Consider the following 15,857-nt stretch of genomic DNA (forward strand, 5'->3'; position numbering starts at 1 on the left):
GAAGGACCCTCGCGCTGTGTCCGTGCATACGGCACTACGATGGAAGCTTCCACGCCCGCAGCGCCAACCCTCGCCTACTCAAATCAAGCCATTCTTCGCTTCTTGGGAAGGCCCGACGCATCCTCATGGGGAACAAGGGGAACTCAATGTCGTTCATCGGCCGTGACATGGCTATCGACCTCGGGACTGCCAACACGCTGGTGTACGTCAGGGGGCGCGGCATCGTCCTGAACGAGCCGTCCGTCGTGGCCATCAACACCAACACCGGCGGAATCCTGGCGGTCGGCTCCGAGGCAAAGAAGATGATCGGCCGCACACCGGGCAACATCGTTGCCGTGCGGCCCCTGAAGGACGGCGTGATCGCCGACTTCGAGATCACGGAGCGCATGCTCCGCTACTTCATCCTCAAGATCCACAAGCGGCGCTACCTCGCCCGCCCGCGGGTCGTCGTCTGTGTGCCCTCCGGCATCACAGGGGTCGAGCGACGCGCCGTCATCGAGGCGTCGACGCAGGCCGGTGCGCGCCAGGTGCACATCATCGAAGAGCCCATGGCCGCGGCCATCGGCTCGGGCCTGCCGGTCCACGAGGCCACCGGGAACATGGTCGTCGACATCGGTGGCGGCACCACCGAGGTCGCCGTGATCTCGCTCGGGGGAATCGTCACCGCCCAGTCGATCCGGGTCGCCGGTGACGAACTGGACAACGCGATCATCCAGCACATCAAGAAGGAGTACTCCCTCCTCCTCGGTGAGCGCACCGCCGAACAGATCAAGATCACGATCGGCTCGGCGTACGAGATGGAGAAGGACGAGCACACGGAGATCCGCGGACGCGACCTGGTCTCGGGCCTGCCCAAGACCGTCGTCATCTCCGCGACCGAGGTCCGCAAGGCCATCGAGGAACCGGTCAACGCGATCGTCGACGCCGTGAAGACGACGCTCGACAAGTGCCCGCCCGAGCTCTCGGGCGACGTCATGGACCGCGGCATCGTCCTCACCGGCGGCGGCGCTCTCCTGCGCGGCCTCGACGAGCGGCTGCGGCACGAGACGGGCATGCCGATCCACATCGCCGAGGACCCGCTGGACTCGGTGGCGCTCGGATCCGGCAAGTGCGTCGAGGAGTTCGAGGCGCTCCAGCAGGTACTGGACGCCCAGCCCCGACGGTAGAACACGGCGTTCCGCCGTACGGGCGCTGCCGCCCCGTGCGGCGGAACGTTGGTATACAGGCACGAACATTCCGACGAGGAAGGCACGGCCGCCGCACGTGAGGGACACACGAGAGAGCCGGCTGCTCCTGGTGCTGCTGATCGCCATCGCATTCGCCTTGATCACGGTGGATATCCGCGGTGGCGAGGAGTCACCGGTGGACGGGGCCCGGCAGGCCGCCGCCACGGTCTTCGGACCGGTCGAGAACGGCGTCGCGGCCGCGGTGGACCCGGTGGGCAATGCCATCGGCGCCGTACGGGACTCCGGTGACCGGCACGACCGGATCGCGGCCCTGGAGCACGAGAACGCCGAACTGAAGACCAGGCTCGGCAGCGACGACCGCAACACCAGCAAGGTGCGCCAGCTCGACACCATGCTGAAGAGCGCCGGGGCGGGCCAGTACGGCATCAAGGCCGCCCAGGTCATCGCCATAGGAGCGGCCCAGGGCTTCTCCTGGACCATCACCATCGACGCGGGGGCCGACGACGGCCTCAAGCGCGACATGACCGTACTGAACGGCGAGGGGCTCGTCGGCCGGATCACCACCGTCGGCCCCCACACCGCGACCGTCCTGCTGGCCAACGACCCCGACTTCACCGTCGGCACCCGGCTGGAGAAGACCGACGAGCTCGGCTTCGCCACCGGACAGGGGTCCCGGCCGCTCTCGGTCCAGTTCCTCAACGGCAAGGCCGACGTGAAGAAGGGCGACCGGCTGGTCACCTTCGGCTCCAGCAAGGACAAGCCCTTCGTCCCGGGCGTTCCCGTCGGCGAGGTCGTCCGTGTCGACCCGTCGGGCGGCGACCTCACCCGGACGGTCTACGTCAGGCCGTTCGTCGGCTTCACCAAGCTCGACATCGTGGGCATCGTCGTCCAGGCGCCTCGTGAGAACCCTCGCGACATGGTCCTGCCGGCGCAGCCCAAGAAGCCGGAGAAGCCCAAGCCGACCCCGACCGTCACCGTCACCGTCCAGCCGAACGGCGACCTCGTCGACGGCAGCGGGAAGGTCGTCGGGAACATCAACGAGAAGCCCGGTTCATCCGCCTCCCCGGGTGCTTCCCCGGACGCCGCGGGCAACGCCGACACGGCCGCCGGTGACGCGGCGAACGAGCAGGAATAGAGCTGATCCCCATGCGCTTGAACAGGACTCTGCTCTCCGTCGCCCTGGTCGTGGTCGCCCTCGTCATCCAGGTCTCCGTCCTCGCCCGCCTCCAGCTCCCCGGGGCGACCCCGGACCTGCTGCTCCTCGTCGTCCTCGGACTGGCGTTCGTGTACGGGCCCGTCAGCGGCACCGTCATCGGCTTCGGCGCGGGCCTCCTCGCCGACCTGGCACCGCCCGCCGACCACGCCGCCGGGCGCTACGCCCTGGTCCTCTGCGTGATCGGCTACCTCGCCGGAATGGCGCGCCCCGAGAACGGCCAGCTCAAGTCGGCCTTCACCCCGATGGCCTTCGTCGTCGTCGCCGCGCTCGGATCGACCCTGCTGTACGCCGGTGTCGGCTCCCTGGTCGGCGACACGGCCGCCCGCCATGTGGGCCTGGGCAGCCTGCTGTTCACCGCCGTGGTGTACGACCTGCTCCTGGCGCCGTTCACCGTTCCGCTGATCATGGCGCTCGCCAGACGCACCGAGAACGACCCGGTCGCCGACAGTTCCGCCGGTGCGGACGTGGCCGCCGGCTGGCTGGCATCGGGGACCGGGCTGCGTATCGGGAACCAGCGAGGCGGGATGCGCCTGAGGGCGGCCCGCAGCCGCGCCGCACGCGCGGGAAGGATCAAGGGGGTCAAGCGACTGTGAGGCCGTACCGGCGCCGGACGAGCACCGGCCGCCACCCCCGTACCCCCGGCCGACCCACCACCGACGCGGGCAACGGCCGACCCACCACCACCGGGGGCGCCCCGTGAGCAACATTCCGGAGACGGGACGGACCCAGCGGGTCCAGATCCGTCTCGTCGTCATCCAGGTCCTCGTCCTCTCCCTCCTCCTGACGCTCGGCGGCCGGCTCTGGTACCTCCAGATCCGCAACGGTCAGGAGTACACCGACGAGGCGAAGAACAACCACGTCCAGCAGGTCGTGCAGCCCGCCGTGAGGGGTTCCATCCTCGACGCGCGCGGCGTGCCCCTCGCCGACAACGAGACCCGCCTCGTCGTCTCCGCGAGCCGCACCGAGCTGATGAAGATGAAGGACGACGGGGTCGCCGTCCTCACCCGTCTGGCCGACGTCTTGGACATGAAGCCCAAGGACGTCCAGGACAAGGTCCGGCTCTGCGACGCCAAGACCCCGCAGCCCTGCTGGAACGGCTCGCCCTACCAGCCGATCCCCGTCACCGACGAGGCCACCACCCAGCAGGCCCTGACGATCCGCGAGCGCGCCGAGGACTTCCCCGGCATCACCGCCGAGCCCACCGCCGTACGCCGCTACGCCGCACCCGGCAAGGCCAACACCGCGCAGGTCCTCGGTTATCTCTCGCCCGTCACCGACGAAGAGGTCACCAAGGCGCAGGACACCGACTCGCCGTACCTCCGCTCCGATCAGGTCGGCCGCTCCGGCCTGGAGCGCACGTACGACAAGGAGCTGCGCGGCAAGGCGGGCGTGACCCGCTACGAGGTCGACAACCTGGGCCGCGTCATCGGCCAGGCGCAGAACGACGAGGCCGAGCCCGGGGCCAGCGTCGTCACCTCCATCGACGCCCGGGTCCAGGCCGTCGCCGAGTACGAACTCAACAAGGCGATGGAGACAGCCCGCAAGGAGATGGACCGCAACACCAACGAGCTGTACAAGGCCGACTCCGGAGCGGTCGTCGTCATGGAGGCCAAGACCGGACGCATCGTGTCGATGGCCTCCCTGCCGACCTACGACCCCAACGCCTGGATCGGCGGCATCTCCGCCAAGGACTACGCGAAGCTCACCGGGAAGAAGTCCAACTTCCCGCTGCTGAACCGCGCGATCCAGGGCACCGCCGCCCCCGGCTCGATCTTCAAGGTGATCTCCTCGACGGCCGCGGTCAACGCCGGATACGACTTCGACGGCAACTACCCGTGCCCGAGCTCGTACTCGATCGGCGGGCAGGTCTTCAAGAACTTCGAGTCCCAGGGCTACGGCAGCATCAACCTCGGCCGCGCCCTCGAGGTCTCCTGCGACACCGTCTACTACGGCCTGGCGCACAAGGAGTGGGCGAAGGACGGCGGCAACAAGCCGAAGAAGAACCCGGCGGACTGGTTCTACAAGACCGCCCACCAGTTCGGTCTCGGCAAGGAGACCGGCATCGACCTCCCCAACGAGGTCGCCGGCCGCGTCCCCGACCGCAAGTGGAAGCAGGACTTCTACGACGCCAACAAGGCCGCCTGGTGCAAGCAGGGCAAGAAGGACGGGACGTACGTCGAGAAGATCGCGTACGAAGGCTGCCTCGAAGGCAACAAGATGCGCGCCGGTGACTCCGTCAACTACTCCATCGGCCAGGGCGACACGCTGGTCACCCCGATCCAGATGGCGACCATCTACGCCGCGATCTCCAACGGCGGCACCCTGTACGACCCCACCGTCGGCAAGGCGATCGTCAGCGGCGACGGCAAGACCGTCCAGGAGATCGAGCCGCAGGCCCACGGCAAGCTCCCCTTCAAGGGAGACACGCGCGACAAGATAGACGATGCCCTCGCGGGAGTCGCGACCCGGGGCAGCGCCGCCTGGAGGTTCGGCGGCTGGCCCCAGGACAAGATCCCGATGCACGCCAAGACGGGCACGGCCGAGGTCTACGGCAAGCAGACGACCTCCTGGTTCGCCACGTACACCAAGGACTACTCGATCGTCATGACGATCTCCCAGGGTGGTACCGGCTCCGGTGCCTCCGGGCCCGCCGTGCGCAACATCTACAACGCGCTCTACGGGCTGGACGCCGAAGGCAAGCAGGACCTGAAGAAGGCGCTGCTGCCCAAGCCGCAGAAGGCCCTGCCCACGATCAAGCCCGACGGCCAGATCGTGTCGCCCAAGATCAAGCCGTACGTCCCCGAGCCGCCCGCCGAGGACGGCACGCAGGCACTCGCGGGGGCTCTTCCCGGAACGCTGGGGAGGCGGGACTGATGGCAGGCTTCTCCGTCTCGCGCTACGCCCCCGAGCGTTCCGCCTGGGCCAAGCTCACCGCCCGCGACTCCGTCGTACGGCGGCTGGACTGGCCCCTGCTGGGATCGGCCCTCGCGCTGTCCTTCGTCGGCTCGCTGCTGGTCTGGTCGGCGACCCGTGGCCGTGAGTCGCTCACCCACGGCGACCCGTACTACTTCCTGTTCCGGCACGCGCTCAACACCGGCATCGGCCTGGCGCTGATGATCGGGACCATCTGGCTCGGGCACCGCACCCTGAGGGGAGCGGTGCCGGTCCTCTACGGCCTGTCGGTCCTGCTCGTCCTCGCGGTCCTCACCCCGCTCGGCGCCACCGTCAACGGCGCGCACGCCTGGATCCTGCTTCCCGGCGGCTTCTCCCTCCAGCCCTCCGAGTTCACGAAGATCACGATCATCCTCGGCATGGCGATGCTGCTCGCCGCCCGCGTCGACGCGGGCGACCAGCTGCACCCCGACCACCGGACCGTGGCCAAGGCGCTCGGCCTGGCGATCATCCCCATGGGTGTCGTCATGCTGATGCCCGACCTCGGCTCCGTCATGGTCATGGCCGTCATCGTCCTCGGTGTGCTCCTCGCCTCCGGGGCGTCCAACCGCTGGATCTTCGGACTCCTCGGCGCGGGCACGGCGGGCGCCCTGGCCGTCTGGCAGCTCGGCGTGCTCGACGACTACCAGATCGCCCGTTTCGCGGCCTTCGCCAATCCGGCGCTCGACCCGGCCGGCGTCGGCTACAACACCAACCAGGCCCGCATCGCGATCGGCTCCGGCGGCCTCACGGGCACCGGGCTCTTCAAGGGCTCCCAGACGACGGGCCAGTTCGTCCCCGAGCAGCAGACCGACTTCGTCTTCACCGTGGCGGGGGAGGAGCTCGGATTCCTCGGGGCCGGGCTGATCATCGTCCTGCTCGGCGTCGTCCTCTGGCGCGCCTGCCGGATCGCCCGTGAGACGACCGAGCTGTACGGGACGATCGTGGCCGCCGGCATCATCGCCTGGTTCGCCTTCCAGTCCTTCGAGAACATCGGGATGACCCTGGGGATCATGCCGGTGGCCGGGCTGCCGCTGCCGTTCGTGTCGTACGGAGGGTCGTCCATGTTCGCCGTCTGGGTGGCGATCGGTCTGCTCCAGTCGATCAGGGTGCAACGGCCGATAACTGCCTGAGCACTTCGCTCCGCCCTGCATGTTTGCGTACATCGCGGATAGATTCGACATATGGCGGACTCGAAGCGTGAGGTCGAGCGGAAATACGAAGCGACTCCCGAAACCCGGCTGCCCGATCTGACCCGTGCGGCCGGGGTCTCGGCGGTCGTCCCCAGAGGAGTGACCGAGCTCGACGCCGTCTACTACGACACCGAGGACTTCCGGCTGGCCGCCGCGTCCCTCACGCTCCGCCGCCGGACGGGCGGGGGCGACGCCGGGTGGCACCTCAAGATCCCCGTCTCCGCCGGCGTACGCGACGAGATCAGGGCTCCCCTCACCGAGGCCCTGCCACCCGAGCTCACCGGCCTGCTCCGCTCCCGCGTACGCAACACCCCTGTGGTCCCTGTCGTGCGCATCCTCTCCGCCCGCGACGTCCACCACCTCCTCGACGAGGACGGCGGTCTGCTCGCCGAACTCAGCGTCGACGAGGTGCTCGCCGAGCGGCTCACCGAGGAAGGTCACGGCGCCACCTCGGCCTGGACCGAGCTGGAGGTCGAGCTGGCCGACGACGGCGACCCCGCCGTACTCGACGCCGTCGAACGGCGCCTGCGCAAGGCCGGTGTCCTGCCCTCGTCCGCCGCGTCCAAGCTGGCCAGGGCACTGGACGAGACGGCTCCGGGGAAGCGGCCGAAGCCCAGGAGGGCGGCTGCCCCGCGCACCGCCGGGGACCATGTGCTCGCCTACGTACGCGCCCAGGTCGAGGCCCTCGTCGAGCTGGACCCCGCCGTCCGCCGCGATCTGCCGGACAGCGTGCACCGCATGCGGGTCGCCACCCGCCGGCTGCGCAGTGCTTTCAGGACGTACCGCACGGTCCTCGACCGGACCGTCACCGACCCGGTCCGCGAGGAGCTGAAGTGGCTCGCCGGGGAGCTGGGGGTCGACCGGGACCAGGAAGTCCTGGACGAGCGGCTCCGCTCCCGCGTCGCCGGGCTGCCCGCCACCCTCGTCCTGGGACCCGTGGGCGCCCGGCTGAAGCTCACCTTCGTCGCTCGCCGCACCGGCGCGCGGCGCAGGGTCGCCTCCGTGCTCGACGGCGACCGCTATCTCGCCCTGTTGGACACCCTGGACGCCCTCCTCGCCGAGCCGCCGCTGCTCCGCGCCGCCGGAAAGGCACCGCGCGACGTCCTGCCCCGCGCAGTGCTCAAGGACTACGGCCGCCTCGCCAGCCGTATCGGTCACGCCCTGGAGCAGCCGCCGGGCGAGGAGCGCGACGTGGCGATGCACGAGGCGCGCAAGGCCGCGAAGCGGGTCCGCTACGCGGCCGAGGCCGCGAAGCCGGCGCTGGGCAAGCCCGCCAAGAAGTTCGCCGAACGGATGAAGTCCGTGCAGTCGGTGCTCGGCGACCACCAGGACAGCGTCGTGGCCCGGGAAGCCCTGCGCTCCCTGGCGGTACAGGCCCACGCGGCGGGGGAGTCCGCGTTCACCTGGGGACTGCTGTACGGCCAGGAGGAGGCCGCAGCGGCCGAACGGGAACGCGAACTGCCCGAAGCCTGGGCGCGGGCTTCGCGCCCCCGGTTCCGGGCGGCGCTGAAAGGCTGAGCACCGGGTTACGCTTGATGGTCACCCCTGCCAGCTACGAAGGTCCACAGATGTCTGCCGAGTCGGTCTTCCCGCAGCTCGAAGCTCTGCTCCCGCATGTGCAGAAGCCCATCCAGTACGTCGGCGGTGAGCTGAACTCCACCGTCAAACCGTGGGACGAATGCGACGTCCGCTGGGCACTCATGTACCCCGACGCCTACGAGGTCGGACTGCCCAACCAGGGCGTCATGATCCTCTACGAGGTGCTCAACGAGCGCGAGGGCGTCCTCGCCGAGCGCACCTACAGCGTGTGGCCGGACCTCGAGGAGCTGATGCGCGAGCACAAGGTGCCCCAGTTCACCGTGGACAGCCACCGGCCCGTCGGCGCCTTCGACGTGTTCGGCCTCAGCTTCTCCACCGAGCTCGGCTACACCAACATGCTCACCGCCCTGGACCTCGCGGGCATCCCGCTGGAGTCCAAGGACCGCACCGTCGATCACCCGATCGTGCTGGCGGGTGGCCATGCCGCGTTCAACCCGGAGCCGATCGCGGACTTCATCGACTGCGCGGTCATCGGCGACGGCGAGCAGGCCGTCCTGGAGATCACCGAGATCATCCGCGCCTGGAAGGCCGAGGGCAGCCCCGGCGGACGCGAAGAGGTGCTGTTCCGTCTCGCGCGCACCGGCGGGGTCTACGTCCCCGGCTTCTACGACGTCGAGTACCTCCCCGACGGCCGCATCGGCCGTGTGGTGCCGAACAGGTCCGGTGTGCCGTGGCGCGTCTCCAAGCACACCGTCATGGACCTCGACGAGTGGCCCTACCCGAAGCAGCCGCTCGTCCCGCTCGCCGAGACGGTCCACGAGCGGATGTCCGTCGAGATCTTCCGCGGCTGCACCCGCGGCTGCCGTTTCTGCCAGGCCGGCATGATCACGCGCCCCGTGCGGGAGCGAAGCATCACCGGCATCGGCGAGATGGTCGAGAAGGGGCTGAAGGCCACCGGCTTCGAGGAGGTCGGCCTGCTCTCGCTCTCCTCCGCCGACCACACCGAGATCGGTGAGATCGCCAAGGGCCTCGCCGACCGGTACACCGACGACAAGATCGGCCTCTCGCTGCCGTCCACCCGCGTCGACGCCTTCAACGTCGACCTGGCCAACGAGCTGACCCGCAACGGCCGCAGGTCCGGCCTCACCTTCGCCCCCGAGGGCGGCTCCGAGCGCATGCGCAAGGTCATCAACAAGATGGTCTCGGAGGAGGACCTGATCCGTACGGTCGCCACGGCGTACGGCAACGGCTGGCGCCAGGTGAAGCTCTACTTCATGTGCGGCCTGCCCACCGAGACCGACGAGGACGTCCTCCAGATCGGTGACATGGCGGTCAACGTCATCGCCAAGGGCCGTGAGGTTTCCGGGCAGAACGACATCCGCTGCACCGTCTCCATCGGCGGCTTCGTCCCCAAACCGCACACCCCCTTCCAGTGGGCCCCGCAGCTCAGCGCCGAGGACACCGACGCGCGGCTGAAGAAGCTCCGCGACAAGATCCGCGACGACAAGAAGTACGGCCGCTCGATCGGTTTCCGCTACCACGACGGCAAGCCGGGCATCGTCGAGGGCCTGCTGTCACGCGGCGACCGCCGCGTCGGCTCCGTCATCCGCGCGGTGTACGAGTCGGGCGGCCGCTTCGACGGCTGGCGCGAGCACTTCAGCTACGACCTCTGGATGAGGAGCGCCGAGAAGACGCTGCCCGGCTTCGGGGTCGACGTCGACTGGTACACCACCCGCGAGCGGACGTACGAGGAGGTCCTGCCCTGGGACCACCTGGATTCCGGTCTGGACAAGGACTGGCTCTGGGAGGACTGGCAGGACTCGCTCGACGAGACCGAGGTCGAGGACTGCCGCTGGACGCCGTGCTTCGACTGCGGGGTCTGCCCGCAGATGGACACGAGCATCCAGATCGGCCCCACCGGCAAGAAGCTCCTGCCGCTCACGGTCGTGAAGTAGCCGGTACCGGCGCGGCGGCTCGGAGGATCGTCCCGGCCGCCCGGTAGGTGCGAGGTGTGGAGAGGCGTCCGGACGAACCCGTCCGGGCGCCTCTCGGCGTTCCCGGAACCGGTCCGCGCGGACAAGGCCATGACCGGACCATTTGGATGAGGGCCGGAGGTGGGGCGCGCCCTGGTCGAAACGCCGCAGGTCACGGATGCGCGGGAACTCGAAGGGTCCGCTGCGCGTACCCTGGGTAGGACAACGACTGTCCCCAGCGCGGCGCCCGCGTCCGAGATCTCCCTGCCTGCCGGCAAAAACGTCAGGCGGGGGTGAGCCGGAACGGCACCCCGGGGCACCCTGTACTTCGTGGGCGGCACGCCACCGCGACCGCCCCGCACCGAGGAGAAGAACCACTGGGCAAGCGACAGCCCGAAGGCCCGCCGCCCGCACCGGCGGTGCAGCGCATCAGACTGCGCTACACCAAGCGGGGCCGCCTCCGGTTCACCAGTCACCGTGACTTCCAGCGTGCCTTCGAGCGAGCGCTGCGCCGCTCCCAGGTACCCATGGCCTACTCGGCCGGCTTCACCCCGCACCCGAAGGTGTCGTACGCCAACGCCGCCCCCACCGGTACGGGCAGCGAGGCCGAGTTCCTGGAGATCGCCCTCACCGAGGCGCGGGATCCGGACGTCCTGCGCGAACTGCTCGACGCGTCGATGCCCGACGGCCTCGACGTCGTCGACGCCGTGGAGGCCCGCACCTCAGGCCTCGCCGACCGGCTGACCGCCTCCGTCTGGGAGATGCGGCTGGACGGGGTCGCCGTACAGGACGCGCAGAAGGCCGTGGCCGCCTTCCTCGCGGAGGAGACCGTCGAGGTCCAGCGCCGAGCGAAGAACGGCATGCGGAGCTTCGACGCCCGGGCGGCGGTGGCCGGTCTGCAGGCCCTTGATCCACAGCCTGATAGGTCCGGGGACAGGCCCTGTGCGATACTGCGGCTGGTAGTGCGGCACGTGACACCTGCCGTGCGACCCGACGACGTCCTGTCCGGTCTCCGAGCTGTGGCCGACCTAACGCCGCCGGTCCCCGCAGCGGTGACCAGGCTGGCGCAGGGGCTCTTCGACGAGGAGTCCGGCACGGTGACCGACCCGCTCGCGCCCGACCGCGAGGCAGCCCCGGCCGTTTCCACGGCCGATCCGGCCGCCGCCGCGACGGCGCCGGAAGGTGCAGGTTCCGCGTAAGGCGGTCGTTGTAGCGCAGCCCTCGGACTCGGGAGCCACCTGGGTCGGGCCGCGCACCGCCCCATAAGACTTTCGCCAGGCCGTACGCAGCGCGTACGGAACCGGCGAGCCAGACATCAGCTCCCGTGCGGCGCCCGCGCCCCGGACGGCGGTATCGCGCACATCACGCGAATCGCGTCGGACCGGACCCAGGTGTGGCGCCCGGGAGCGCGACGGGAGAACCGCCCGCATGCACGAGCCGAACGAACCCGGTACCACCGGAAACCTCGCGAACACAGAGGACAACAACGCCCCCGGCGACAAGTTGCCGCCGCGCCGCAGGCGCCGCGCGGCCTCCCGTCCCGCAGGACCGCCGTCGGGCGCGCCCGGGGCCGTCACCGAGGACGTCACGTCGGCCACCACGGCCGCCGCCGAGGCCCCCGAGCCCGCTGCGGAGGCCGCGCCCCCGGCGCGTCCCCGTCGCCGCGCGGTCCGCAAGGCGACCGCTCCGGCCGGTGCGCCGCAGGCCGCCGAGGCCGTCGAGTCCGCAGCCGAGGCCCCGGCCGCCGAGCCGGTGACCGCGGCCGAGCCCGCTGCCGAGCCCGTCGAGGCCGCGCCTCCGGCGCGTGCCCGTCGCCGCGCGGTCCGCAAGGCCACGGCTCCCGCCGGTGCGCCGCAGGCCGCCGAGGTCGTGGAGCCGGTCGTCGAGACCGCCCCGGACGAGGAGCAGGCCGAGGAGACGGAAGAGGCCGCCGAAGCAGCCGTGGCCGAAGCGCCGGTCGTCGAGGCCCCCGCCGTCGAGGCCCCCCGTGGCCGTCGCCGGGCGACCCGTAAGGCGACCGCCCCCGCGGGCAGCCCGCAGACGGCCGAGGCCGTCGTGCAGGAGGCCCCCGTGGCCGAGCCGGAGCAGGCCGACGAGCCCGCAGCCGAGCCCGCACCCGCGGCGGAGCCCGCCGCCGCCCCGCGTGGCCGCACCAGGCGCCGTGCGTCTGCCCCGGCCGGTGCGCCCGCCACGCAGAGCGGCACCGGGACCCCGGCCGCCGTTGCGGCCGAGTCCGTTGCCGAGCCCGCCGCTGAGCCCGCCGCCGAGTCGGGCCGGACCGAGGAGCCTGCCGAGGCCCCCGCTGTCGAGGCCCCGCGTGGCCGCCGCCGTGCCTCGCGCAGGGCAGGCGCCCCCGCAGGAGCCCCGCAGCCCGTGGAGGAGATCGCCGAGGCCGTCGCCGAGACGGGTGAGAGCCTTCCCGCCGCCGTGGCCGAGGAACTGGCCACCGAGAGCGAGCAGGTCGAGGAGGCCGCCCCGCGTGGCCGCCAGCGCCGCCGGGCCACCGCCGCCGCCGGCCGCCCGGAGTTCACCGGCAAGGCCGAGGAGCCGGCCCGCAAGGGCCGCCGCGCGACGCGCCCCGCCGTTGCCGTGTTCCAGGCCCCGGTCTTCGCCGAGCCGATGTTCCAGACCCCGGAGACCGCTGCCGCCGCCGCGGCAGCCGCCGGGACCACCTCGCCGTACGACGAGGGCGACGACTTCGAGGAGCAGAAGCCCTCGGACCGCGCATCGCGCAAGGCCGAGGCCGGGCAGGCCGTCGAGGCCGCCGCACCCGAGGCCGCCGAGGCCGCGCCGCAGGGCGGCTCGCGCCGTCGGCGCCGCCGTCGCGGCGAGGCCGTCGAGACCGAACCGGCCGCGGCCCCGATCACCCTTCCGGCCGAGGAGCCCGCCCCCGCGGCCTCCACTGCCGTCGAGGACGAGCACGAGGCCGAGCCGGAGACGGAGGCCGAGCACGAGGGCGACGAGTCTGACGAGTACGGCGACCGTCCGTCGCGCCGTCGCCGTCGCGGTGGCCGTCGCCGCCGTCGCGGCGAGGCCGGCGACACGGACGACGTCGAGCAGAGCGACGACGCCACGGACCGTGCCGACCGTTCCGACGAGGAGCCGCAGCAGGCCCACGACGACGAGGACGAGGAGGACCACGAGTCCTCCGCCGGCTCCAGCAGCAGCCGTCGCCGTCGCCGTCGCCGTCGCCGCAGCGGGGACGCGTCCGGCGAGGACACGGCCACGGGCACGGACGACCCGGAGCGTACGGTCGTCAAGGTCCGCGAGCCGCGTGAGCGCCGCAAGGACGCCGCCGACCGTGAGCTCGGCACCGGCTTCGACGAGGTCCAGTCCATCAAGGGCTCGACCCGTATGGAGGCCAAGAAGCAGCGCCGCCGCGAGGGGCGTGAGCAGGGCCGCAGGCGCGTCCCGATCATCACCGAGGCCGAGTTCCTGGCCCGTCGCGAGGCCGTCGAGCGCGTCATGGTCGTCCGCCAGAGCGGCGAGCGCACCCAGATCGGCGTCCTCGAGGACAACGTGCTCGTCGAGCACTACGTCAACAAGGAGCAGGCCACCAGCTACGTCGGCAACGTCTACCTGGGCAAGGTGCAGAACGTACTGCCGTCCATGGAGGCCGCCTTCGTCGACATCGGCAAGGGCCGCAACGCCGTCCTGTACGCCGGCGAGGTCAACTTCGAGGCGCTCGGCATGGCGCACGGACCGCGCCGCATCGAGACCGCGCTCAAGTCCGGCCAGTCCGTCCTCGTCCAGGTGACGAAGGACCCGATCGGCCACAAGGGCGCCCGCCTGACCAGCCAGGTCTCGCTGCCCGGCCGTTACCTGGTCTACGTGCCCGAGGGCTCGATGACCGGCATCAGCCGCAAGCTGCCCGACACCGAGCGTGCCCGGCTGAAGACCATCCTCAAGAAGATCGTTCCCGAGGACGCGGGCGTCATCGTGCGCACCGCGGCCGAGGGGGCGAGCGAGGACGAGCTGCGCCGTGACGTCGAGCGGCTGCAGGGCCAGTGGGAAGAGATCCAGAAGAAGTCGAAGAACACCAGCAGCTCCAACGCGCCGACGCTGCTCTACGGCGAGCCGGACATGACCGTCAGGGTCGTCCGGGACATCTTCAACGAGGACTTCTCGAAGGTCATCGTCAGTGGTGACGACGCCTGGGACACCATCCACGGCTATGTCTCGCACGTGGCGCCCGACCTCACGGACCGGCTGTCGCGCTGGACCTCCGAGGTCGACGTCTTCGCGACGTACCGCATCGACGAGCAGCTGATGAAGGCGCTGGACCGCAAGGTCTACCTGCCGAGCGGCGGTTCGCTGGTGATCGACAAGACCGAGGCGATGGTCGTCGTCGACGTCAACACCGGCAAGTTCACCGGGCAGGGCGGAAACCTCGAGGAGACCGTCACCAAGAACAACCTGGAGGCGGCCGAGGAGATCGTGCGCCAGCTCCGGCTGCGCGACCTCGGCGGCATCGTCGTCGTCGACTTCATCGACATGGTGCTGGAGTCCAACCGCGACCTCGTGCTGCGCCGTCTGCTGGAGTGCCTGGGACGCGACCGTACGAAGCACCAGGTCGCCGAGGTCACGTCGCTCGGCCTGGTCCAGATGACCCGCAAGCGGGTGGGCCAGGGGCTCCTGGAGTCCTTCTCCGAGACCTGTGTCCACTGCAACGGGCGCGGCGTCATCGTTCACATGGAGCAGCCGACGTCCGCCGGTGGCGGCGGTGGCAAGCGGTCCAAGAAGCGCCGCGGCGGCGCCGGGCACGACCACGACCATGAGCACGCCGAGCAGCACGCCGAGCCGGAGACCGAGGCCGAGCTGGCCGCGGAGGTCGCCGCCCCTGTGGCGCTGCCCGAGCCGGAGTTCGTCGCCGACGAGGAGCTGTACAGCAGCCCCGCCGAGGCCGAGGCGGCCGCGTCCCGCGGCCGTGGCCGCCGGCGCGCGACCCGCAAGGTCACGGCTCCGGCCGGTGCCCCCGTGGCGGAGCCCGCTCCGGCCCCGGCCGCCGAGGAGCCGCAGCCCGAGCCGGCGGCCGAGACCCCGGTGGCGGCTCCGGCCGCGCCCGAGGCCGAGGCACCCGCGCCCGAGGCCGCACCTCCGGCGCGCACGCGCCGCAGGGCGACCCGGAAGGCGACCGCTCCGGCGGGCTCGCCCAAGTCGGCAGATGTGACGCCCCCGGTCCAGCCGGCCGAGCCCGCGGCGGAGCCCGTCGCGGTCGAGGACCCGGTCGTCGAAGCCCCGGCGCCCGCCGCATCGGAGGCACCCGCCGCCGAGCCGGTCGCGCCCGAGGCCCCGGCGGCCGGCGAGGAGTCCGCTCCCGCCGCTCCGCCGCGCGCACGCCGTCGGGCGACCCGCAAGGTCACCTCTCCGGCCGGTTCGCCCGCCGGTGCCGAAGAGGCCGCGGTCGTCGTGGTCACGGGCACCGATTCCGACACGCCCGAGGCCACGGAGGCCGAAGCGGCGGAGCCGGAGGCGCCGGTCAAGAAGACGGCGGCGCGCAAGACCGCGAAGAAGGCGACGGCGAAGAAGACCGCCGCCAAGAAGACGGCCGCCAAGACGGTCGCGAAGAAGACCGCCGCGAAGAAGACGACCACGAAGAAGGCAGCGGCGAAGAAGACTGTCGCGGCCGAGCAGTCGTCGCCTTCCGTGACGGCTTCGGCTTCCGCCGCCGACTCCGAGTGAACCGCCGGCCGAGCCTTTCGTAACCGGTTGTTCATCGTCTCGTGTCCCGCCCCGAAGACTTCGGGGCGGGACACGAGCTTTGTTTCAGAACTGATGCATGGGTGGGTTAACGGGCCCGAAATCAGCCAAGAAATCC

General features: G+C 71.0%; 9 protein-coding genes. All 9 read left to right on the forward strand.

Annotation, left to right across the window (positions count from 1 at the left end; genetic code table 11):
- The first annotated feature begins 146 nt into the window (after positions 1–146).
- The 9 genes from ABZY45_RS02045 to ABZY45_RS02085 all read left to right on the forward strand — a co-directional run bounded on the left by ABZY45_RS02045 (position 147) and on the right by ABZY45_RS02085 (position 15,721).
- Positions 147–1,166: a rod shape-determining protein gene (locus tag ABZY45_RS02045; protein WP_145801547.1), complete on the forward strand. Its 1,020-nt coding sequence runs from the start codon at positions 147–149 to the stop codon at positions 1,164–1,166.
- A gap of 97 nt (positions 1,167–1,263) precedes the next feature.
- Positions 1,264–2,322 (forward strand): rod shape-determining protein MreC, encoded by a 1,059-nt coding sequence (gene mreC / locus ABZY45_RS02050; protein ID WP_356735132.1) that lies wholly within the window; start codon positions 1,264–1,266, stop codon positions 2,320–2,322.
- Between the two features lie 11 nt (positions 2,323–2,333).
- On the forward strand, positions 2,334–2,996 hold the full coding sequence (mreD, locus tag ABZY45_RS02055; protein WP_356735134.1) for a rod shape-determining protein MreD: 663 nt from the start codon (positions 2,334–2,336) through the stop codon (positions 2,994–2,996).
- A 103-nt stretch (positions 2,997–3,099) separates the two neighbouring features.
- Positions 3,100–5,277, forward strand: a complete 2,178-nt coding sequence (mrdA, locus tag ABZY45_RS02060; protein WP_356735136.1) for a penicillin-binding protein 2 — start codon at positions 3,100–3,102, stop codon at positions 5,275–5,277.
- The gene (rodA, locus tag ABZY45_RS02065) at positions 5,277–6,467 is read left to right on the forward strand and encodes a rod shape-determining protein RodA (protein ID WP_356735138.1); all 1,191 of its coding nucleotides are present in this window, start codon (positions 5,277–5,279) and stop codon (positions 6,465–6,467) included. Before mrdA ends, rodA begins: the two co-directional genes overlap by 1 nt.
- Before the next feature lie 51 nt (positions 6,468–6,518).
- Entirely contained in the window at positions 6,519–8,045 is a 1,527-nt protein-coding gene (locus ABZY45_RS02070) for a CYTH and CHAD domain-containing protein (RefSeq protein ID WP_356735140.1), read from the forward strand.
- Positions 8,046–8,095: 50 nt separating this feature from the next.
- Complete coding sequence (locus tag ABZY45_RS02075; RefSeq protein ID WP_356735142.1) at positions 8,096–10,021, forward strand: TIGR03960 family B12-binding radical SAM protein; 1,926 nt, start codon at positions 8,096–8,098, stop codon at positions 10,019–10,021.
- A gap of 437 nt (positions 10,022–10,458) precedes the next feature.
- Complete coding sequence (locus ABZY45_RS02080) at positions 10,459–11,238, forward strand: TIGR03936 family radical SAM-associated protein (protein WP_356735144.1); 780 nt, start codon at positions 10,459–10,461, stop codon at positions 11,236–11,238.
- Positions 11,239–11,467: 229 nt separating this feature from the next.
- Positions 11,468–15,721: an Rne/Rng family ribonuclease gene (locus ABZY45_RS02085; protein WP_356735146.1), complete on the forward strand. Its 4,254-nt coding sequence runs from the start codon at positions 11,468–11,470 to the stop codon at positions 15,719–15,721.
- Positions 15,722–15,857 lie beyond the last annotated feature (136 nt).

The organism is Streptomyces sp. NPDC006516, assembly GCF_040611875.1.
In the GTDB taxonomy this organism is placed as follows: Bacteria; Actinomycetota; Actinomycetes; order Streptomycetales; family Streptomycetaceae; genus Streptomyces.

Excerpts from the sequence above, each read along its gene's own strand:
- ABZY45_RS02070 (WP_356735140.1), top strand. The coding sequence starts at position 6,519 with ATGGCGGACTCGAAGCGTGAGGTCGAGCGGAAATACGAAGCGACTCCC.
- mreD (WP_356735134.1), top strand. The coding sequence starts at position 2,334 with ATGCGCTTGAACAGGACTCTGCTCTCCGTCGCCCTGGTCGTGGTCGCC.
- rodA (WP_356735138.1), top strand. The coding sequence starts at position 5,277 with ATGGCAGGCTTCTCCGTCTCGCGCTACGCCCCCGAGCGTTCCGCCTGG.
- ABZY45_RS02085 (WP_356735146.1), top strand. The coding sequence starts at position 11,468 with ATGCACGAGCCGAACGAACCCGGTACCACCGGAAACCTCGCGAACACA.
- ABZY45_RS02075 (WP_356735142.1), top strand. The coding sequence starts at position 8,096 with ATGTCTGCCGAGTCGGTCTTCCCGCAGCTCGAAGCTCTGCTCCCGCAT.
- ABZY45_RS02045 (WP_145801547.1), top strand. The coding sequence starts at position 147 with ATGTCGTTCATCGGCCGTGACATGGCTATCGACCTCGGGACTGCCAAC.